At 66.7% G+C, this 14773-nt stretch carries 14 protein-coding genes; 9 read left to right on the top strand and 5 right to left on the bottom strand.

Features of this window, described 5'->3' with window-relative positions; translation table 11 throughout:
- The first annotated feature begins 3 nt into the window (after window positions 1–3).
- The 3 genes from metX to ACZ9BC_RS16980 all read left to right on the top strand — a co-directional run bounded on the left by metX (window position 4) and on the right by ACZ9BC_RS16980 (window position 3904).
- Window positions 4–1119, top strand: coding sequence for a homoserine O-acetyltransferase MetX (gene metX, locus ACZ9BC_RS16990; protein ID WP_476246939.1), 1116 nt, complete (start codon window positions 4–6; stop codon window positions 1117–1119).
- A gap of 178 nt (window positions 1120–1297) precedes the next feature.
- On the top strand, window positions 1298–2680 hold the full coding sequence (locus ACZ9BC_RS16985) for an MFS transporter (RefSeq protein WP_115525527.1): 1383 nt from the start codon (window positions 1298–1300) through the stop codon (window positions 2678–2680).
- Between the two features lie 105 nt (window positions 2681–2785).
- The gene (locus ACZ9BC_RS16980) at window positions 2786–3904 is read left to right on the top strand and encodes an alcohol dehydrogenase catalytic domain-containing protein (RefSeq protein WP_476246938.1); all 1119 of its coding nucleotides are present in this window, start codon (window positions 2786–2788) and stop codon (window positions 3902–3904) included.
- Between the two features lie 37 nt (window positions 3905–3941).
- Here the strand turns inward: ACZ9BC_RS16980 and ACZ9BC_RS16975 are convergent, their stop codons facing one another.
- A complete protein-coding gene (locus ACZ9BC_RS16975) occupies window positions 3942–4841 on the bottom strand; it encodes a LysR family transcriptional regulator (protein ID WP_476246937.1) in 900 nt (299 codons plus the stop codon).
- A 140-nt stretch (window positions 4842–4981) separates the two neighbouring features.
- Here ACZ9BC_RS16975 and mmsB point away from each other — a divergent pair, with 140 nt between their 5' ends.
- Window positions 4982–5884, top strand: coding sequence for a 3-hydroxyisobutyrate dehydrogenase (gene mmsB / locus ACZ9BC_RS16970; protein ID WP_476246936.1), 903 nt, complete (start codon window positions 4982–4984; stop codon window positions 5882–5884).
- A 13-nt stretch (window positions 5885–5897) separates the two neighbouring features.
- On the top strand, window positions 5898–7382 hold the full coding sequence (locus tag ACZ9BC_RS16965) for a CoA-acylating methylmalonate-semialdehyde dehydrogenase (protein ID WP_115525530.1): 1485 nt from the start codon (window positions 5898–5900) through the stop codon (window positions 7380–7382).
- Window positions 7383–7447: 65 nt separating this feature from the next.
- Here the strand turns inward: ACZ9BC_RS16965 and ACZ9BC_RS16960 are convergent, their stop codons facing one another.
- Genes ACZ9BC_RS16960 through ACZ9BC_RS16950 form a run of 3 tightly spaced genes read right to left on the bottom strand, consistent with a single transcriptional unit; the run spans window position 7448 to window position 10122 of the window.
- The gene (locus ACZ9BC_RS16960) at window positions 7448–8017 is read right to left on the bottom strand and encodes a hypothetical protein (RefSeq protein WP_476246935.1); all 570 of its coding nucleotides are present in this window, start codon (window positions 8015–8017) and stop codon (window positions 7448–7450) included.
- A gap of 13 nt (window positions 8018–8030) precedes the next feature.
- On the bottom strand, window positions 8031–9212 hold the full coding sequence (locus ACZ9BC_RS16955) for a winged helix DNA-binding domain-containing protein (RefSeq protein ID WP_476246934.1): 1182 nt from the start codon (window positions 9210–9212) through the stop codon (window positions 8031–8033).
- Between the two features lie 40 nt (window positions 9213–9252).
- Window positions 9253–10122, bottom strand: a complete 870-nt coding sequence (locus tag ACZ9BC_RS16950; protein ID WP_476246933.1) for an SGNH/GDSL hydrolase family protein — start codon at window positions 10120–10122, stop codon at window positions 9253–9255.
- 78 nt (window positions 10123–10200) lie between these two features.
- Here ACZ9BC_RS16950 and ACZ9BC_RS16945 point away from each other — a divergent pair, with 78 nt between their 5' ends.
- Window positions 10201–10851 (top strand): alpha/beta hydrolase, encoded by a 651-nt coding sequence (locus tag ACZ9BC_RS16945; RefSeq protein ID WP_115525539.1) that lies wholly within the window; start codon window positions 10201–10203, stop codon window positions 10849–10851.
- A 55-nt stretch (window positions 10852–10906) separates the two neighbouring features.
- Here the strand turns inward: ACZ9BC_RS16945 and ACZ9BC_RS16940 are convergent, their stop codons facing one another.
- Window positions 10907–11140, bottom strand: a complete 234-nt coding sequence (locus ACZ9BC_RS16940) for an RNA-binding S4 domain-containing protein (protein WP_476246932.1) — start codon at window positions 11138–11140, stop codon at window positions 10907–10909.
- 32 nt (window positions 11141–11172) lie between these two features.
- Between ACZ9BC_RS16940 and ACZ9BC_RS16935 the strand changes: the two genes are divergently transcribed.
- From ACZ9BC_RS16935 to ACZ9BC_RS16925, 3 genes are all read left to right on the top strand, one after another.
- The gene (locus ACZ9BC_RS16935; RefSeq protein ID WP_476246931.1) at window positions 11173–12171 is read left to right on the top strand and encodes a DMT family transporter; all 999 of its coding nucleotides are present in this window, start codon (window positions 11173–11175) and stop codon (window positions 12169–12171) included.
- Window positions 12172–12299: 128 nt separating this feature from the next.
- Complete coding sequence (locus tag ACZ9BC_RS16930; RefSeq protein ID WP_476246930.1) at window positions 12300–13685, top strand: glycine--tRNA ligase; 1386 nt, start codon at window positions 12300–12302, stop codon at window positions 13683–13685.
- Window positions 13686–13687: 2 nt separating this feature from the next.
- Entirely contained in the window at window positions 13688–14716 is a 1029-nt protein-coding gene (locus ACZ9BC_RS16925) for a GNAT family N-acetyltransferase (protein WP_476246929.1), read from the top strand.
- Window positions 14717–14773 lie beyond the last annotated feature (57 nt).

Below are 14773 nucleotides of genomic sequence, written 5' to 3'. Positions count from 1 at the left end.
GCCATGACGGTTACCGTCACCCGTACCACCGTTCCCGAACACGGGATTGTCCGCTACGCCTCCATTGGAGGCCTGGAACTTGAGGCCGGCGGCTACCTTCCGGAGGTGACGCTCGCCTACGAAACCTGGGGCACCCTCAACGCGGACGGCAGCAACGCCATCCTGATCGAACATGCGCTCACCGGCAGCACCCACGTGACCCGGGGCGACACCGACGAGCCGGGCTGGTGGGAACAGCTGGCCGGACCCGGCGCGCCCGTGGATACAGACCGTTTCTTCGTTGTCTCCATCAACATCGTGGGCGGCTGCTACGGATCCACCGGCCCGTCCTCGCCTGCCCCCGACGGCAACCCCTGGGGTTCCCGCTTTCCCCTGGTCACACTGCGGGACAGCACCGTGGCGGAGGCCCGGCTGGCTGACCAGCTCGGCATCTCACACTGGTTTGCTGTCCTGGGCGGTTCCATGGGCGGGGCCCGCGCCCTCGAATGGGCTGTCACCTACCCGGAGCGCGTGCAGCGCTGTGCGGTCATCGCCGTAGGGGCCGCCAGCACGGCCGAACAGATCGCCTTCGCCCAGGCGCAGACCCTCGCCATCCGGCAGGACCCCAACTTCAACGGCGGCGATTATTACGGCGGCCCTTTCCCCGAGGCTGGACTGGCACTGGCACGGCGCATCGCACACATCACCTACCGCTCGGCCGCCGAGCTGGAAGGCAGGTTCGGCCGTGCCCCGCAGGCTCCCGAATCGCCGTTGCAGGGTGAGTGCCTGGCGGAACGCGGACGCTACCAAGTGGAGAGCTACCTTGACCACCAGGGCAACAAACTGGTGCAGCGGTTTGACGCCAACAGCTACATCGCCATCACCGAGGCGCTGATGAGCCATGACGTGTGCCGGGGGCGCGGCACGCTGGCCGAAACACTGGCCGCCAGCCAAGCCCGCTTCTTTGTTGCCGCCGTGGACTCCGACCGCCTGTACTTCCCGTCCCAGTCACGTGAGCTGGCCCGGGCGCTTCCGGGGGATGTGGACGTCCATCTGATCGAGGCGCCCATTGGCCACGACGGGTTCCTGACCGAAATCGGCCAGCTGGGACCGCAGCTCCAGAGGCATCTTTCCGCGTAGCACCACTCCCTCCTTTGCCCGGATGTGCGTTTATGCAGATGTGCTCTGCGAGATTCGCCGTTGAGCTGGGCTGACAGGCGGACCATACTCGATGGGACCCGGCGGTTCGTGTCCAAAATCACACGTACCGCCCCAATACGTCCCAGTGGTGTCGACGGCGACGCCGAAGGAGTAACAGATGAGCACGGAAAGCTCCGCCGCACGGCGGACCGAGGAAACCGACGTCAAGGCCTCAGGCCTGAAGAAAGTCGTCACGGCCTCCATGGCCGGCACCGTTGTGGAGTGGTACGAGTTCTTCCTCTATGCCTCCGCCGCCACCCTGGTGTTCGGCAAAATGTTCTTCCCCAATTCAGGGACCGAACTGGATGGCATCATCGCCGCCTTCGTCACCTACGCCGTAGGCTTCGTGGCGCGCCCCATCGGCGGCATCGTCTTTGGCCACTTCGGTGACAAATTCGGCCGCAAACAGCTGCTGCAGCTGAGCATCATCCTGGTGGGCGTGGCCACCTTCCTTATGGGATGCCTGCCCACGTTCGCCCAGATCGGTTACTGGGCCCCGGCCCTCCTGGTGTTCCTGCGCTTCGTGCAGGGCTTCGCCGTCGGCGGCGAGTGGGGCGGCGCCGTGCTGCTGGTCGCAGAGCACAGCCCCAGCAAGTCCCGCGGTTTCTGGTCCAGCTGGCCGCAGTCAGCAGTACCGATGGGCAACCTGCTGGCCACCGGCGTGCTGTTCACCCTTTCGGCCACGCTGTCCCAGGAAGCATTCCTGGGCTGGGGCTGGCGCGTCGCCTTCTGGCTCTCTGCGGTCATCGTGATCGTCGGCTACTACATCCGCACCAAGGTCCAGGACGCGCCGATCTTTCTCGAGGCCCGCAAGGAAGTCACCGTGGAGAAGAAGGGCTACGGCGTTGCCGAAGTCTTCCGCCGCTACCCGCGTGGTGTCTTTACCGCCATGGGTCTGCGTTTTGCCGAGAACATCCTGTACTACCTTGTGGTGACCTTCTCCATCACGTACCTCAAGGTTGTAGTCCAGACCGACACCTCCCGCATCCTCCTGCTTCTGCTCGTGGCGCACTTCATCCACTTCTGCGCCGTGCCGCTCGTCGGCAAAATGTCCGATGCGTTCGGCCGGCGCCCGGTCTACATGGCCGGCGCCATCCTCGGCGGCACCTGGGGCTTCTTCGCCTTCCCCATGATGGACACTGCCAATGACATCGTCATTCTGGCCGCCATCACCATCGGCCTGCTGTTCCACGCGCTGATGTACGCGGGCCAGCCGTCCATCATGGCCGAGATGTTCCCCACCCGCATGCGGTACTCGGGCGTTTCCCTGGGCTACCAGGTGACCTCCATCGTGGCCGGTTCACTGGCCCCGATCATCGCCACATCGCTGCTGAGCAGTTTCAAGTCCTCCACTCCGGTGGCGCTGTACCTGCTGGGAGCCTGCATCGTGACGGCGATCTCCGTGTTCTTCCTCAAGGAAACCCGCGGCATTTCGCTCCACGACGTGGACGCAGCCGATGCCCAGGGCACGGCCGACCTTCTCGCGGCCGGAAAGAAATAGGCAACGCCACCACAAAAGCCACACAGCATGCCAACTGCCCGGACCCGCGACCCCCGCAGGCCCGGGCAGTTGCGCGTCAGCACCTCGAGGAAGCAAGGATTTTTCATGAAGGCAGCCGTTCTTTACTCCACGGTCCCGTCCGCAACCAGCTACACCGAAGCGCACCCGCTTCAAGTGGAGGAGCTCGACCGGCCCGAACCCCGCGCCGGCGAGTTGGGCATCAACATCACCTATTCGAGCCTGTGCCACTCTGACCTGTCCGTGGTGGACGGTTCCCGCGTCAGGCCGCTCCCCATGGCGCTGGGGCACGAGGCTGTAGGACGCGTCGCCGCCGTGGGCCCCGGCGTCACCGATGTTTCCCCAGGGGACCACGTAGTCCTCGTCTTCGTCCCGAGCTGTGGTGGCTGCCGTGCGTGCCGGGCAGGCCGCCCGGCGCTCTGCCACCGCGCCGCCGACGTCAACGGGTCGGGGGACCTCCTCCATGGCGAAGCCCTGCTGCGGACACCTGCCGGGAAGCGCATCAACCACCATCTGGGGGTTTCGGCATTCGCCAATTACGCCGTGGTGGCCCGCGAATCAGTGGTGGTCATCGACGACGACGTCCCCGACACCGTTGCCGCAATGTTCGGTTGCGCCGTGCTCACCGGAATGGGGGCCGTCCTCAACACAGCGGCTGTGCAGCCCGGCCAGTCCGTAGCTGTCTTCGGGCTCGGTGCCGTGGGGCTCTCGGCCGTTATGGCCGCGGCGCTCGCCGGTGCCTCCTCCGTGATCGCCATCGATCCCAACGCCGCCAAGCACGGGCTCGCGCTGAAGTGCGGGGCAACGGCCGTAGGGACCCCGGATGACGCATCCCGCCTGATTGCCGACGCCTCCGGTGACGGTGTGGACACCGCCGTCGAAGCTGTGGGGTCTGCCCGGGTCATTGCCTCGTGCCTGGAGCACGTAACGCGCGGTGGCTCCGTAGTCTCCGTAGGGCTGCCGCATCCCACGGCGGAACTGACGGTGCCGGCGCTCCAGTTCGCTGGTGCGGGCAAACGGCTGCTGGGCTCGTACATGGGGGACGCCGTCCCGGGCCGGGACATCCCCCTCTACCTTGGCTACTGGCGGGAGGGCAGGCTTCCCGTTGAACTGCTGCACACCGACACCCGGCCGCTTGACCAGATCAACGAAGGCCTGGACGCACTCGCTGCGGGGCAGGTGGTGAGGCGGCTCTTCCAGGCCTGACAACTGCACCGGGTCCCAGGGACCAGGGTGCCAGGGCCTAGGCTGCCAGCAGATCCTGGCGGGCCGCCACTTCTTCCTTGAGGGCAGCAATCACGGCCTGCACCCGGGCGGAACGGAGCGATTCCGGCCGGGCCACCGCCCAGACGGGAATCTGGCGCTGGAAGGCGTCGGGGAGCACCGGAATGAACTCCGCGTTCTGCGCCACCATAAAGTTCGGGAGCAGCCCGATGCCGGCGCCACGGCGCACCGCCTCCACCTGGGCAAAGATGCTCGTCGCCTGGAAGCTGGATTTCGGCATCGGCAACTGCGAGGACCGGTGGCCCAGTTCGGCAACCTGCAGGGCGGACTCAACGTAGGAGACGAAGCCGTGCTGCCCCACGCCGTCGGGCGTTTCCGGCAAGCCCCGCTGCGCCGCGTACGCGGGACTGGCATAGAGCCGCAGGAAGTAGTTGGCCAGGAAGATGGCCTGCGCATTGCTCACATCCGTGCGGCCCACCACCACTTCAAGGTCCACGCCGGAGCGGTTCTGGCTGACCTTGCGCGTGGCGCTGAGCATCTCCACATTCAGCAACGGGTGCCGCTGCTGAAGGCGGACCAGGGCAGGAGTCACGAATTCGGCACCGAAACCGTCAGAGGTGCTGATGCGCACCATGCCGGACACGGCGTCCCGGTCCTGGCCCACAACGGCGGCCAGTGACCCCAGCGTTTCCTCGATCGTTTCCGCAGCCGCGACGGCCGAAGCGCCAAGCTCCGTCAGCTCCCACCCGTGCGGGCTGCGCTCCAGCGTCCTGCCGCCCAGTTGCTTGTCGAGGGCGAGGATCCGCCGCGAAATCGTGGTGTGCGTGGTGCCCATGGTTTCGGCGACCGCGTTGAAGCGTCCCAGCCTGGCCACAGTGAGCAGGATCAACAGGTCGTCCGGACTTGGAAGCCGCGCCACCGGGTGTCCCTTTCCTTCGTGTGCATCAGTGCACATACCGTCTGTGATTTTTCCCCTTGATTGCACTGTAGCAGGGTGTGATGGTGGACACAGACCTTCCGGCCGGTCCTGGCTGGAGGCACAGCAAAGGAGCTTATGCCATGGCAGTAGTCGGTTGGATCGGTTTGGGAAACATGGGCGGATCCATGTCGGGGAACCTCGCCAAGGCGGGCCACGACGTACGGGGATTCGACCTCAACCCCGCCGCCGTCGCCGCTGCCGAGGCCGGCGGTGTGAAGCCGGCAGGGAGCATCGCCGAGGCGGTGGCGGGCGCCGATGTTGTGTTCACCATGCTTCCGAAGGGCGAACATGCCAAGGCCGTCTACCTCGGTGCGGACGGCGTGCTGGCACATGCGGAAACACGCACGCTCCTGGTGGATTCCTCAACCATCGATATCGCCGCTGCCAGTGAACTGCACGACGCCGCCGCTGCCGCCGGCTTCCGCTTCGTCGATGCCCCCGTCTCCGGCGGGATGAGTGGCGCCAAAGCAGGAACACTCACGTTTATGGTGGGCGGTGAAGCCGACGCAGTAGCGGATGCCACCCGCTACATCGGGCCGATGGCCACCAACATCATCTCCACCGGCGGGGCCACTACCGGCCAGGCGGCCAAGATCTGCAACAACCTGATGCTCCTGATCAACCTGGCCTCCACCGCGGAGGGCGCAGTGCTCGCGGACCGGCTCGGACTCGACAAGAAGGTGTTCTGGGACATCGCCTCCGTGTCCTCCGGTGACAGCTGGGCCCTGCGCACCTGGTACCCCGTTCCCGGCGTGGTCCCCACCGCCGCATCCAACAACGACTTCGCGCCCACGTTCACCGCCGAGCTGGCGAACAAGGACATCGGCCTGGCCATCAGCGCTGCCGAGGACACCGGCACGCCGCTCGAAATCGGCAGGCATGTTCAGCAGCTGTACCAGCGCCTCATCGATGCGGGCGAGTCCGGCAAGGACTGCTCCATGATCATCAAGCTCGCCGACGGTTCCCTGGATTCAGCAAAGTAGAAGAGAGACTTTCATGCACACCATTCCGCATTACATCAACGGCAGCCGCGTTGCCGATGCCGAGCGCTTCGGCCCCGTGTTCAACCCGGCCACCGGAGAACAGGAAAAGCAGGTGGCGCTCGCTTCCGCTGCCCGGGTAGAGGAAGCCATCGCCGCCGCCACGGCAGCGCTGCCCGCCTGGCGGGCGACGAGCCTGGCGAAGCGGACCAACATCTTCTTCCGGGTCCGCGAAATCCTCACGCAGCGCAAGTCCGAGCTGGCCGCCATCCTGACCAGTGAGCACGGCAAAGTACTCTCCGACGCCGAAGGGGAGATTTCGCGCGGCCTCGAGAACATCGAGTTCGCCACCGGACTGTCCCACATGCTTAAGGGGGAACGCTCGGAGCAGGTCTCCAGCGGCGTGGACGTTCACTCCGTCCGGCAACCCGTGGGAGTCGTGGCGTGCATCACCCCGTTCAACTTCCCGGCCATGGTGCCGCTGTGGATGATCGGCAGCGCCCTGGCGTGCGGGAACACCGTGCTCCTGAAGCCCAGTGAAAAGGATCCGTCCTCCGCCGTGTTCATCGCGGAAGTCTTCGCCGAAGCGGGACTGCCGGCCGGCGTGCTGAACGTGGTCCAGGGCGACAAGGAAGCTGTGGACGTTCTGCTCGAACACCCGGACGTCAAAGCCGTCAGCTTCGTGGGCTCAACGCCCATTGCGCAGTCGATTTACAAGCGTGCTGCGGACCACGGCAAGCGGGTCCAGGCCCTGGGCGGGGCCAAGAACCACATGGTGGTCCTGCCGGACGCCGACCTGGACATGGCAGCAGACGCCGCCATTTCGGCTGCCTACGGCTCGGCCGGTGAGCGCTGTATGGCGGTCAGCGTGCTCGTCGCCGTCGGCGCCATCGCCGACGACCTGGTGGCGGCCATCCAAAGCCGGATGGCCACCCTGACGATTGGCCCCGGGACGGACCCCGCATCGCAGATGGGACCGTTGATCACCGCCGAGCACCGGGACAGGGTGGCCTCTTATGTGGCAGGCGCCGAAGACGAAGGCGCCACAGTGGTTGTTGACGGCCGCTCGCAGCAGTTCGATTCCAACGGATTCTTTATCGGAGTCAGCCTGGTGGACCACGTCAAGCCGGGCATGAAAGTCTACGACGACGAAATCTTCGGTCCCGTCCTGTCCGTAGTCCGGGTAGATACCTACAGCGATGCGGTCCGGCTGGTCAACGACAACGAGTTCGGAAACGGGGTTGCCATCTTCACCCGCGACGGCGGCGCCGCCCGCCAGTTCGAGTTCGACGTCGAGGCGGGCATGGTGGGCGTCAACGTGCCCATCCCGGTTCCGGTGGGCACCTTCTCCTTCGGTGGCTGGAAAAACTCCCTGTTCGGCGACACGCACATGTACGGGCCGGACAGCATCCGGTTCTACACCAGGGGCAAAGTGGTCACCACGCGGTGGCCGGACCCCGCAACGTCGGTCATCGACCTGGGCTTTCCGCAGGTGGACTAACGCGCGAGGGCTTTCCGCAGGTGGACTAACGCGCGTGGTCTTTCCGCTGGTGGATGTGACGCAGGTCAGCCGTTCATGATGTCGCTGCGGCGGGTCATGTACTCCTCGACGGACAGTTCGCCGTTGCTGTACTGCTGGTCCAGTTCCGCAAGCTTCCGCGCCCGGTAGCCCTGCGGGGCCGACGGCGGCGGGGGAGTGACGGGGGTGGCGGGCTGTTCGGGGGAGGGCTGGCCGGGCGCGCCCTGCTGGGCTCCTGGCTGGGAGAACGGGGGCGGGGAGAACGGGGACTGCTGGAACGGCGGTTGCGGCGCAGCCCAGTTATCGGCGCCCGGCATCGGCTGCTGGGGCGGCTGGCCGTACTGGTAGGGCAGCGGCTGGGGATCGTTGATGGGCTGCGGCCGTTCGATCTGCTGGAATCCGCCGGCGAAATAGTCCTGCTGGGTGTAGCCGTCGCGGGGCTGCTTGCTCTGCGGCCCGGCGGATCCAGGGAACTGGCCGGCGCCCGGGAACTGCTCCGGGTAGCGCCCGGAGAAGCTCTGCCCATGGTTCCTGCGGGCCACGGATTTCCGGTACATCCGCATGGCCACCGGGATCAGGAGTGACAGGATGATGATCCAGAAAAACAGGTTGCTCACGGTACTGCGCCTCTCATGTGTGTCCTTCCAGCTTAGTCCCGGACTGCACACGAACGGCCGGGAGCCCCGTAAAAGCGGCATAGCGGTCCACAGCCTCCTGGACCGCGGCGGCCAACGGGGAACCCGGCGTCTCAGCGGCATGGGATAACCGGATGTCCAGCTCGCACCGGTCCGGCAGCAGTTTGTGCCGCCAGGAGCCGGCCATCCGCCCATCCAGCAGCACCACGTGGATGGGCTCCCCGGCAAAGGGGAAGGAAGGTGCGCTGCCGCCCATGTAATGCCGGGTGGCGAAGTAGCCCATGATGTACTCGTCGTAGCACTGGATCAGGTCTACGCGCGGTCTGCTATCGGAGCGAGGTCCGCGGTCAGGACCCGCGCTGGCTTCCGCGCCGGATTCTGCAACGAAGTAATGCTCGACGCCGTCAATCGCCGTTGCTGCCAGGGTACCGGGATGAGCCTCCATGGCCAGCTGCACACCCTGCCGTATATCGGCCATTGTCAGCTTGGACCAATCGGCACAGTCCCGAACGGTGGCGGGTCCCCGGCTGGTGAAGTAGCGGAGGGCGAGTTCCGCCAGTGCTTCCGGCCGGGAAAGCTGTACGGCCGGCCCGGCCGGAACCCGCTCGTCAAAGAGCGCGTAGGTCTGCCTCAGCGCACCACCCGGGCTCCGTACCGGCGTGCCGCTGGCAAGGACGCCGCTGGCTTCGGCGTGCATGATGATGTACGCAAGGCGCAGTCCGCTGGCCTCGAACCCGGCCTCCTGCAGCTTTGCGGCGAGTTGCCCGCGGGTGAGGTGGTTGCCGCCGGCCACAGCCCCGGCCAGCACCTCGCCGCCCCGGGCCGCAGTCGCTTCATCGATTCCGGTGAGGCGGTACGTCGGCGCATTGGCCTGGTGCAGCCGCGGTGCCGACAGGGCAAGAAGCCACCTCAGGTCCTCACGGTGCACAAAATGCCAGGTGGGCCGGAGGATATGCGTCCGCAGGATCCTGCCGTCAGCAACGGCCTGCTCAACCTTCGCTGCCGCAACGGGGGATGCGCCCGCCGAGACCCGCTGGGCCAGGCTCCACCGGGCGTAGGGAAACTCCTGAGCCTGCACGGCCAGCAGCTTCCGCAAGGCGGCCTCCGGCGATGCGGCAGCGGGCTCCCGAAGCATCTGGGCCTGCAGCCTCAGCCGCACCACCGTATCCGGTTCCATACCGCCCGCCTGCGCCGCTGCCGGGTTCCGTGTACCGGCGTCAGCGCCGGGACGGCTCCGCGGTACCCAGCGGCCCCTCGCCCGAACCCAGCGGAACGCCCGGGCCAAAGACGGGACCCGGCGTCGGACGTTTTGCGGTGATGCCGTCCCCCGAGGACTGGTGGCGGAGGCGGCGCAGCACCCACGGGACAAAGTATTCGCGCGCCCACACCAGGTCGCCGGACCGCGCCTCGCGCCACGTCCGGTGCGGCAGGGCCTTGGGCTGCAGCGGCTCCAGGGTGTGCTCCACGTTCAGTGCATCCAGCACCATGGCCGCGATGGTGTGGTGGCCCAGCGGGGAGAAGTGCAGCCGGTCCTGGTCCCACATCTGCGGGTCGCTGAGCTGCCGGAGGGACCACATGTCCGCAATGATCGCATCGTGCCTTGCCGCGACGGTGCGCAGGTTCTCGTTATAGATGGCCACCTTGCTGCGGATCCTGCCCAGCACGGACGAACCGGTATCGGGCCCGTTGAAGAGGACCACAGTGGCGCCGCCCATGGCCAGGATCTGCACTACGGAATCCAGCCTTTCGGCCAGCACATCAGGGTCCCCGCCGGGCCGGATCAGGTCGTTGCCCCCGGCGGACAGGGTGACAAGGTCCGGTTTCAGGGCCAGGCAGGGCGCCAACTGCTGGTCCACGATCTGCTGCAGCAGCCGGCCCCGTACCGCGAGGTTGGCGTACGCGAAATCCGGCTGGGTGCGGCCCAGTTCCTCCGCCACCCGGTCCGCCCAGCCGCGGAAGCCGCCGGGGCTTGAGGGTTCGGGGTCGCCGATGCCCTCGGTGAAGGAATCGCCCATGGCCACATACCGGGTCCAGGGGTGGGATCCGGAGCGTGCATGCGGGGTTTCAATGATGCTTGCGTCAGTCACGGTCCTTATCCTGCCTTCCGGCTCTCTGGCTACGCGAACGTAGGTTGTTGCCCTCAGGTAGCTGTAACAATGGAAACCATGACTGAAGCCGATGTATTTCCTGCCCCTGTTGTCCTGTGGTCCCACCCGGAGGACCAGCGCGACGGAAAGCCGCTGCTGGTGCTTCTGCACGGATATGGCGCCAACGAGCAGGACCTGCTGAGCCTGGCCGACCTGCTGCCGGGGGACTTCGCGGTGGCCTCCGTGCGCGCGCCCATCGCGATGGGCCCCGGCTTCACCTGGTTCCCGCTCACCGCCTCCATCGACTATTCGCTGGACCGGGTCAAGGCGGCGTCGTCCTTCGTGCTCGACTGGATCGACACCATCAAGGTGGGCCACCCCTCGGTGTCCCTGCTCGGTTTTTCCATGGGGATGGCCATGGCCACCACGCTGCTGCGGCAGCGGCCCACGGACTTCGCAGCCGTCGTCGGCCTGTCAGGCTTCGTGGTGGACGCCGGCGACGACCCCACCTTCCGGGACGCCGAACTGGACGGAACCATTCCCATGTTCTGGGGGCGGGACCAGCAGGATCCGGTGATCACCCCGGACAAGATCGACTTCACCATGGGCTGGGTCCGCAAGCACGTCAAGCTCACCAAAGTGCTGTACACGGGCATGTGGCACGGCATCAACCAGCAGGAAATCGGGCATGTGGGGGAGTTCCTCACCCACGAGGTCCTGAAGAAATAAGGCGTACGACGGCGGCCGGTCACCTTTCGGGCGCCGCTCCGCCGGCGCAGCAGGTTCAGTCCGCTTCGGGAGCCACCACGCGGACGGTCTGGTTATTGACCGTGACGGTGTCGCCGTTGTGCAGCTGGCGGCCGCGCCGGTCGTCAATTTCGCCGTTGACCTTCACCAGGCCGTTCCTGATCAGATCCGTGGCCTCCACGCCGTCCTCCACCAGGTTGGCGAGCTTCAGCAGCTGGCCAAGGCGGATCATGCTGTCACGGATGGGGACGTCCTCAACGGGGTTGCTCATGTAGCAATAATGCCTGACGTAAGGTGGATTCAATGACCTCCACCTCCCGCCTGCCGCTGCTCGCAGGCCTGCTGCTGGCGGTGGGCGCCGGCCTTGCCATCCCTGTCCAGGGCCGCATCAACGGAGCACTCGGAGCCCGGCTCAACGACGGAATCGCCGCAGGAGTGGTGAGCTTCAGCACAGGCCTTGTGGTTATGATCCTCATCTCGCTGCTCCTGCCCCGCGGCCGTGCCGGGCTGGCCCGGATCCTGCCCGCAGTCCGCACCCGGGCCTTCCCGCGCGTGTACGTCCTCGCCGGCGGTATCGGCGCGCTGTTCGTCTTTGCCCAGTCCTCGACAGTCGGCATCCTGGGCGTGGCCTTATTCACCGTTGCCACAGTCACCGGTCAGACGATGAGCGGACTCCTGGTGGACCGGCTGGGCCTTGGCCCGGCAGGCAGGAAGCCGATCACCGCCATCCGGGTAATTGGCTGTGTACTCACCATTGCCGCCGTCGCGTGGGCAGTATCCCCGCGTTTTGCCTCAGGCTCCGCGCCCGGAACCGACGGCGGTCCCGCTTCTTTGCTGCTCCCGCTCCTGCTTCCCGTGGCGGCAGGATTCCTTATGAGCTTCCAGCAAGCCATGAATGGAACGGCCACGGTCCACTACGGGACCCCCATTGCCGCAACACTGGTCAACTTCGTGGCCGGTTCCCTGGTGCTCTGGACCGCGCTCGCCGTCAAACTTGCAGTGGCAGGCCCGGGCAATCCGCTGCCGGGGGAGTGGTGGTACTACATCGGAGGCCCCATGGGCTGCGTCTTCATCGGCCTGGGCGCGCTGCTGGTCCGGAGCCTGGGTGTACTGGTCACGGGGCTGGGCATGATCGCCGGGCAGCTGCTCGGATCATTGGCTTTGGACGTGGTGCTGCCGGCCCCCGGCTCGGTGGTGGCGCCCGCCACCGTCCTGGGCACCATCCTGACGCTGGCCGCCATTATCCTTGCCACGCTGCCGTGGCCGCGGGGCGCGCTCCGCAGGCGGCGGCCGGTAGGCTAGGACACGCAGCTTTACCACCCCCTTCATCCGCCCCGTCCGGCCACCGGAAGTGCCCTGCTTTTGGTGATGCCCGGGGCCTGAAAACCGCGGACCGCACCCAGCGGCCCTGTAGAAACTGGAGTTACCCCATGGCAGCAAAATCCGTTCTCGACCAGGTCATTTCCCTCTCCAAGCGGAGGGGCTTCGTGTTCCAGGCCGGTGAGATCTACGGAGGTTCGCGTTCTGCCTGGGACTACGGGCCCCTTGGCGCGGAGCTCAAGGAAAACATCAAGCGGCAGTGGTGGCAGTCCATGGTCCGTGGCCGCGAGGACGTGGTGGGCCTGGACTCCTCCGTCATCCTGCCCCGCCAGGTCTGGGAAGCTTCCGGCCACGTGGAGGTCTTCTCCGACCCTCTGGTGGAGTGCCTGTCCTGCCACAAGCGCTACCGCGCTGACCACCTCGAGGAAGAGTACGAGGAGAAGAAGGGCCGCCCGCCCGAGAACGGCCTGAAGGACATTGCCTGCGCCAACTGCGGCACCCGCGGTGAATGGACCGAGCCGCAGGAATTCTCCGGCCTGCTCAAGACCTTCCTGGGCCCCGTCGCCAGTGAAGAAGGCATGCACTACCTGCGCCCGGAAACCGCCCAGGGCATCTTCGTGAACTTCAACAACGTCCTCACCACCTCCCGCAAGAAGCCCCCGTTCGGCATCGGCCAGATCGGCAAGTCCTTCCGCAACGAGATCACCCCCGGAAACTTCATCTTCCGCACCCGCGAGTTCGAGCAGATGGAGATGGAGTTCTTCGTCGAGCCCGGCACGGACGAAGAGTGGCACCAGTACTGGATGAAGGAGCGCATGGCCTGGTACACCGGCCTGGGCATCCGTGAAGAGAACCTGCGCTTCTTCGAGCACCCGCAGGAAAAGCTCAGCCACTACTCCAAGGGCACCACGGACATCGAATACCGCTTCGGCTTCCAGGGCTCTGAGTGGGGCGAGCTGGAAGGCATCGCCAACCGGACCGACTTCGACCTCTCCACGCACGCCAAGGCCTCCGGCACGGACCTGAGCTACTTCAACCAGGCCACGAACGAGCGCTACACCCCGTACGTCATTGAACCCGCGGCCGGACTGACCCGTTCCTTCATGGCCTTCCTGGTGGACGCCTACACCGAGGACGAAGCCCCCAACGCCAAGGGCGGCGTGGACGTCCGCACCGTCCTGAAGCTGGACCCGCGCCTGGCCCCGGTGAAGGCCGCCGTGCTGCCGCTGAGCCGCAACGAGGACCTGTCCCCGAAAGCCAAGGACCTGGGCACCCAGCTGCGCAAGAACTGGAACATCGACTTTGACGACGCCGGCGCCATCGGCCGCCGCTACCGCCGCCAGGACGAGATCGGCACCCCGTTCTGCATCACGGTTGACTTCGACACCCTCGAGGACCAGGCCGTGACCATCCGCGAGCGGGACACCATGAGCCAGGAACGCGTTTCCCTGGACAAGGTGGAGGGCTACCTGGCCGCACGCCTGATCGGCGCCTGAGCATGGCCATCGAATACCGCGAATGGCGCGAGGGCGACGACCTGGCGCTCCTGGAAATCTGGGGCGGCCCGGAAACCTCGCAGGCCCGCCAGTTCCGCGGCGCCCTCGCGCCGTCCTCAGCCGGCACCGGCGGCGCTCCCTGGCGCCGCTGCATCGTGGCCGAGGACGTGATCGACGAGGTCGGGATCCCGGTTGCCGCCGGTGTGGTCTACGAGGCCTCGCTGCACCCTGAACGGCTGTGGACGTACATCGAAGTGGCGAAGGACCACCGCCGTGCCGGCATAGGAGCCAGCCTCCTGGCCCTGCTGCGGCGGGAAGCCGAGCGCGCGCCGTCGGGCGTTGCCAGGCTGCGCGCCAAGGTGGAGCCGGGTACCCCCGGGGCCGCCTTCGCCGAAGCCGCGGGACTTTCGCCCATCCAGCGTTCCCGGCTGGTCATCGTGGAACCGGGTGCCTTGCGGCTTCCCGTGTTCCCGGCCAAGGACGGCGGGTCCGCCGGCGACGAGGACGCCGGCTCCGACGTGGTGATGGACCTGGCCACCGGGTCCGTGGAACTGACTGATGTGGTGGGCAGGTACTACACCTCCATCCACGGCTGGGATTCCCCGGGCGTGCTGTCCATGGGCCAGGTCCAGAAGCTGTTCCTGGATGACCTCACCGGGGCGCACGGTGCCATCGTGCTGCGCGCACAGCCGGAATCCGCCTTCGGTGCGGGGGTGGCGCCGAGTAAGAAGGGCCGCATCCGCGCCTTCGCGGTCAGCTACGCGGCGCCGGCCAACCCGGACCCCGCCCAGGGCCCGGAGCCGGACGGCACGGAGGCACCCACGGACGTCTTCGTCGGCCATGAACCGGCGCTGGATGCCGATGACGCCGCCGAGGCTGTCCGCGACATGCTGGCCCTCATTGCGTACCAGCACCCGGTGACGCTGGAACTGGACGACTCGATGACGGCCCTGCGCGCCGCCGTCGAACCCCTCCTCGAGAGCGGGAAAGCCCGGCTCGCCGGCGCCGAAACCCTCGTGGTCTCGGACTAACGCTTCGTCCGGGCCCCACCGAACCAGGTAGCGCCAAGTGTCGTTGTGGACCTCCAC

It is taken from the genome of Pseudarthrobacter sp. TE3704 (assembly GCF_056279405.1).
This window is presented reverse-complemented; position numbering and strand designations above follow the sequence as displayed.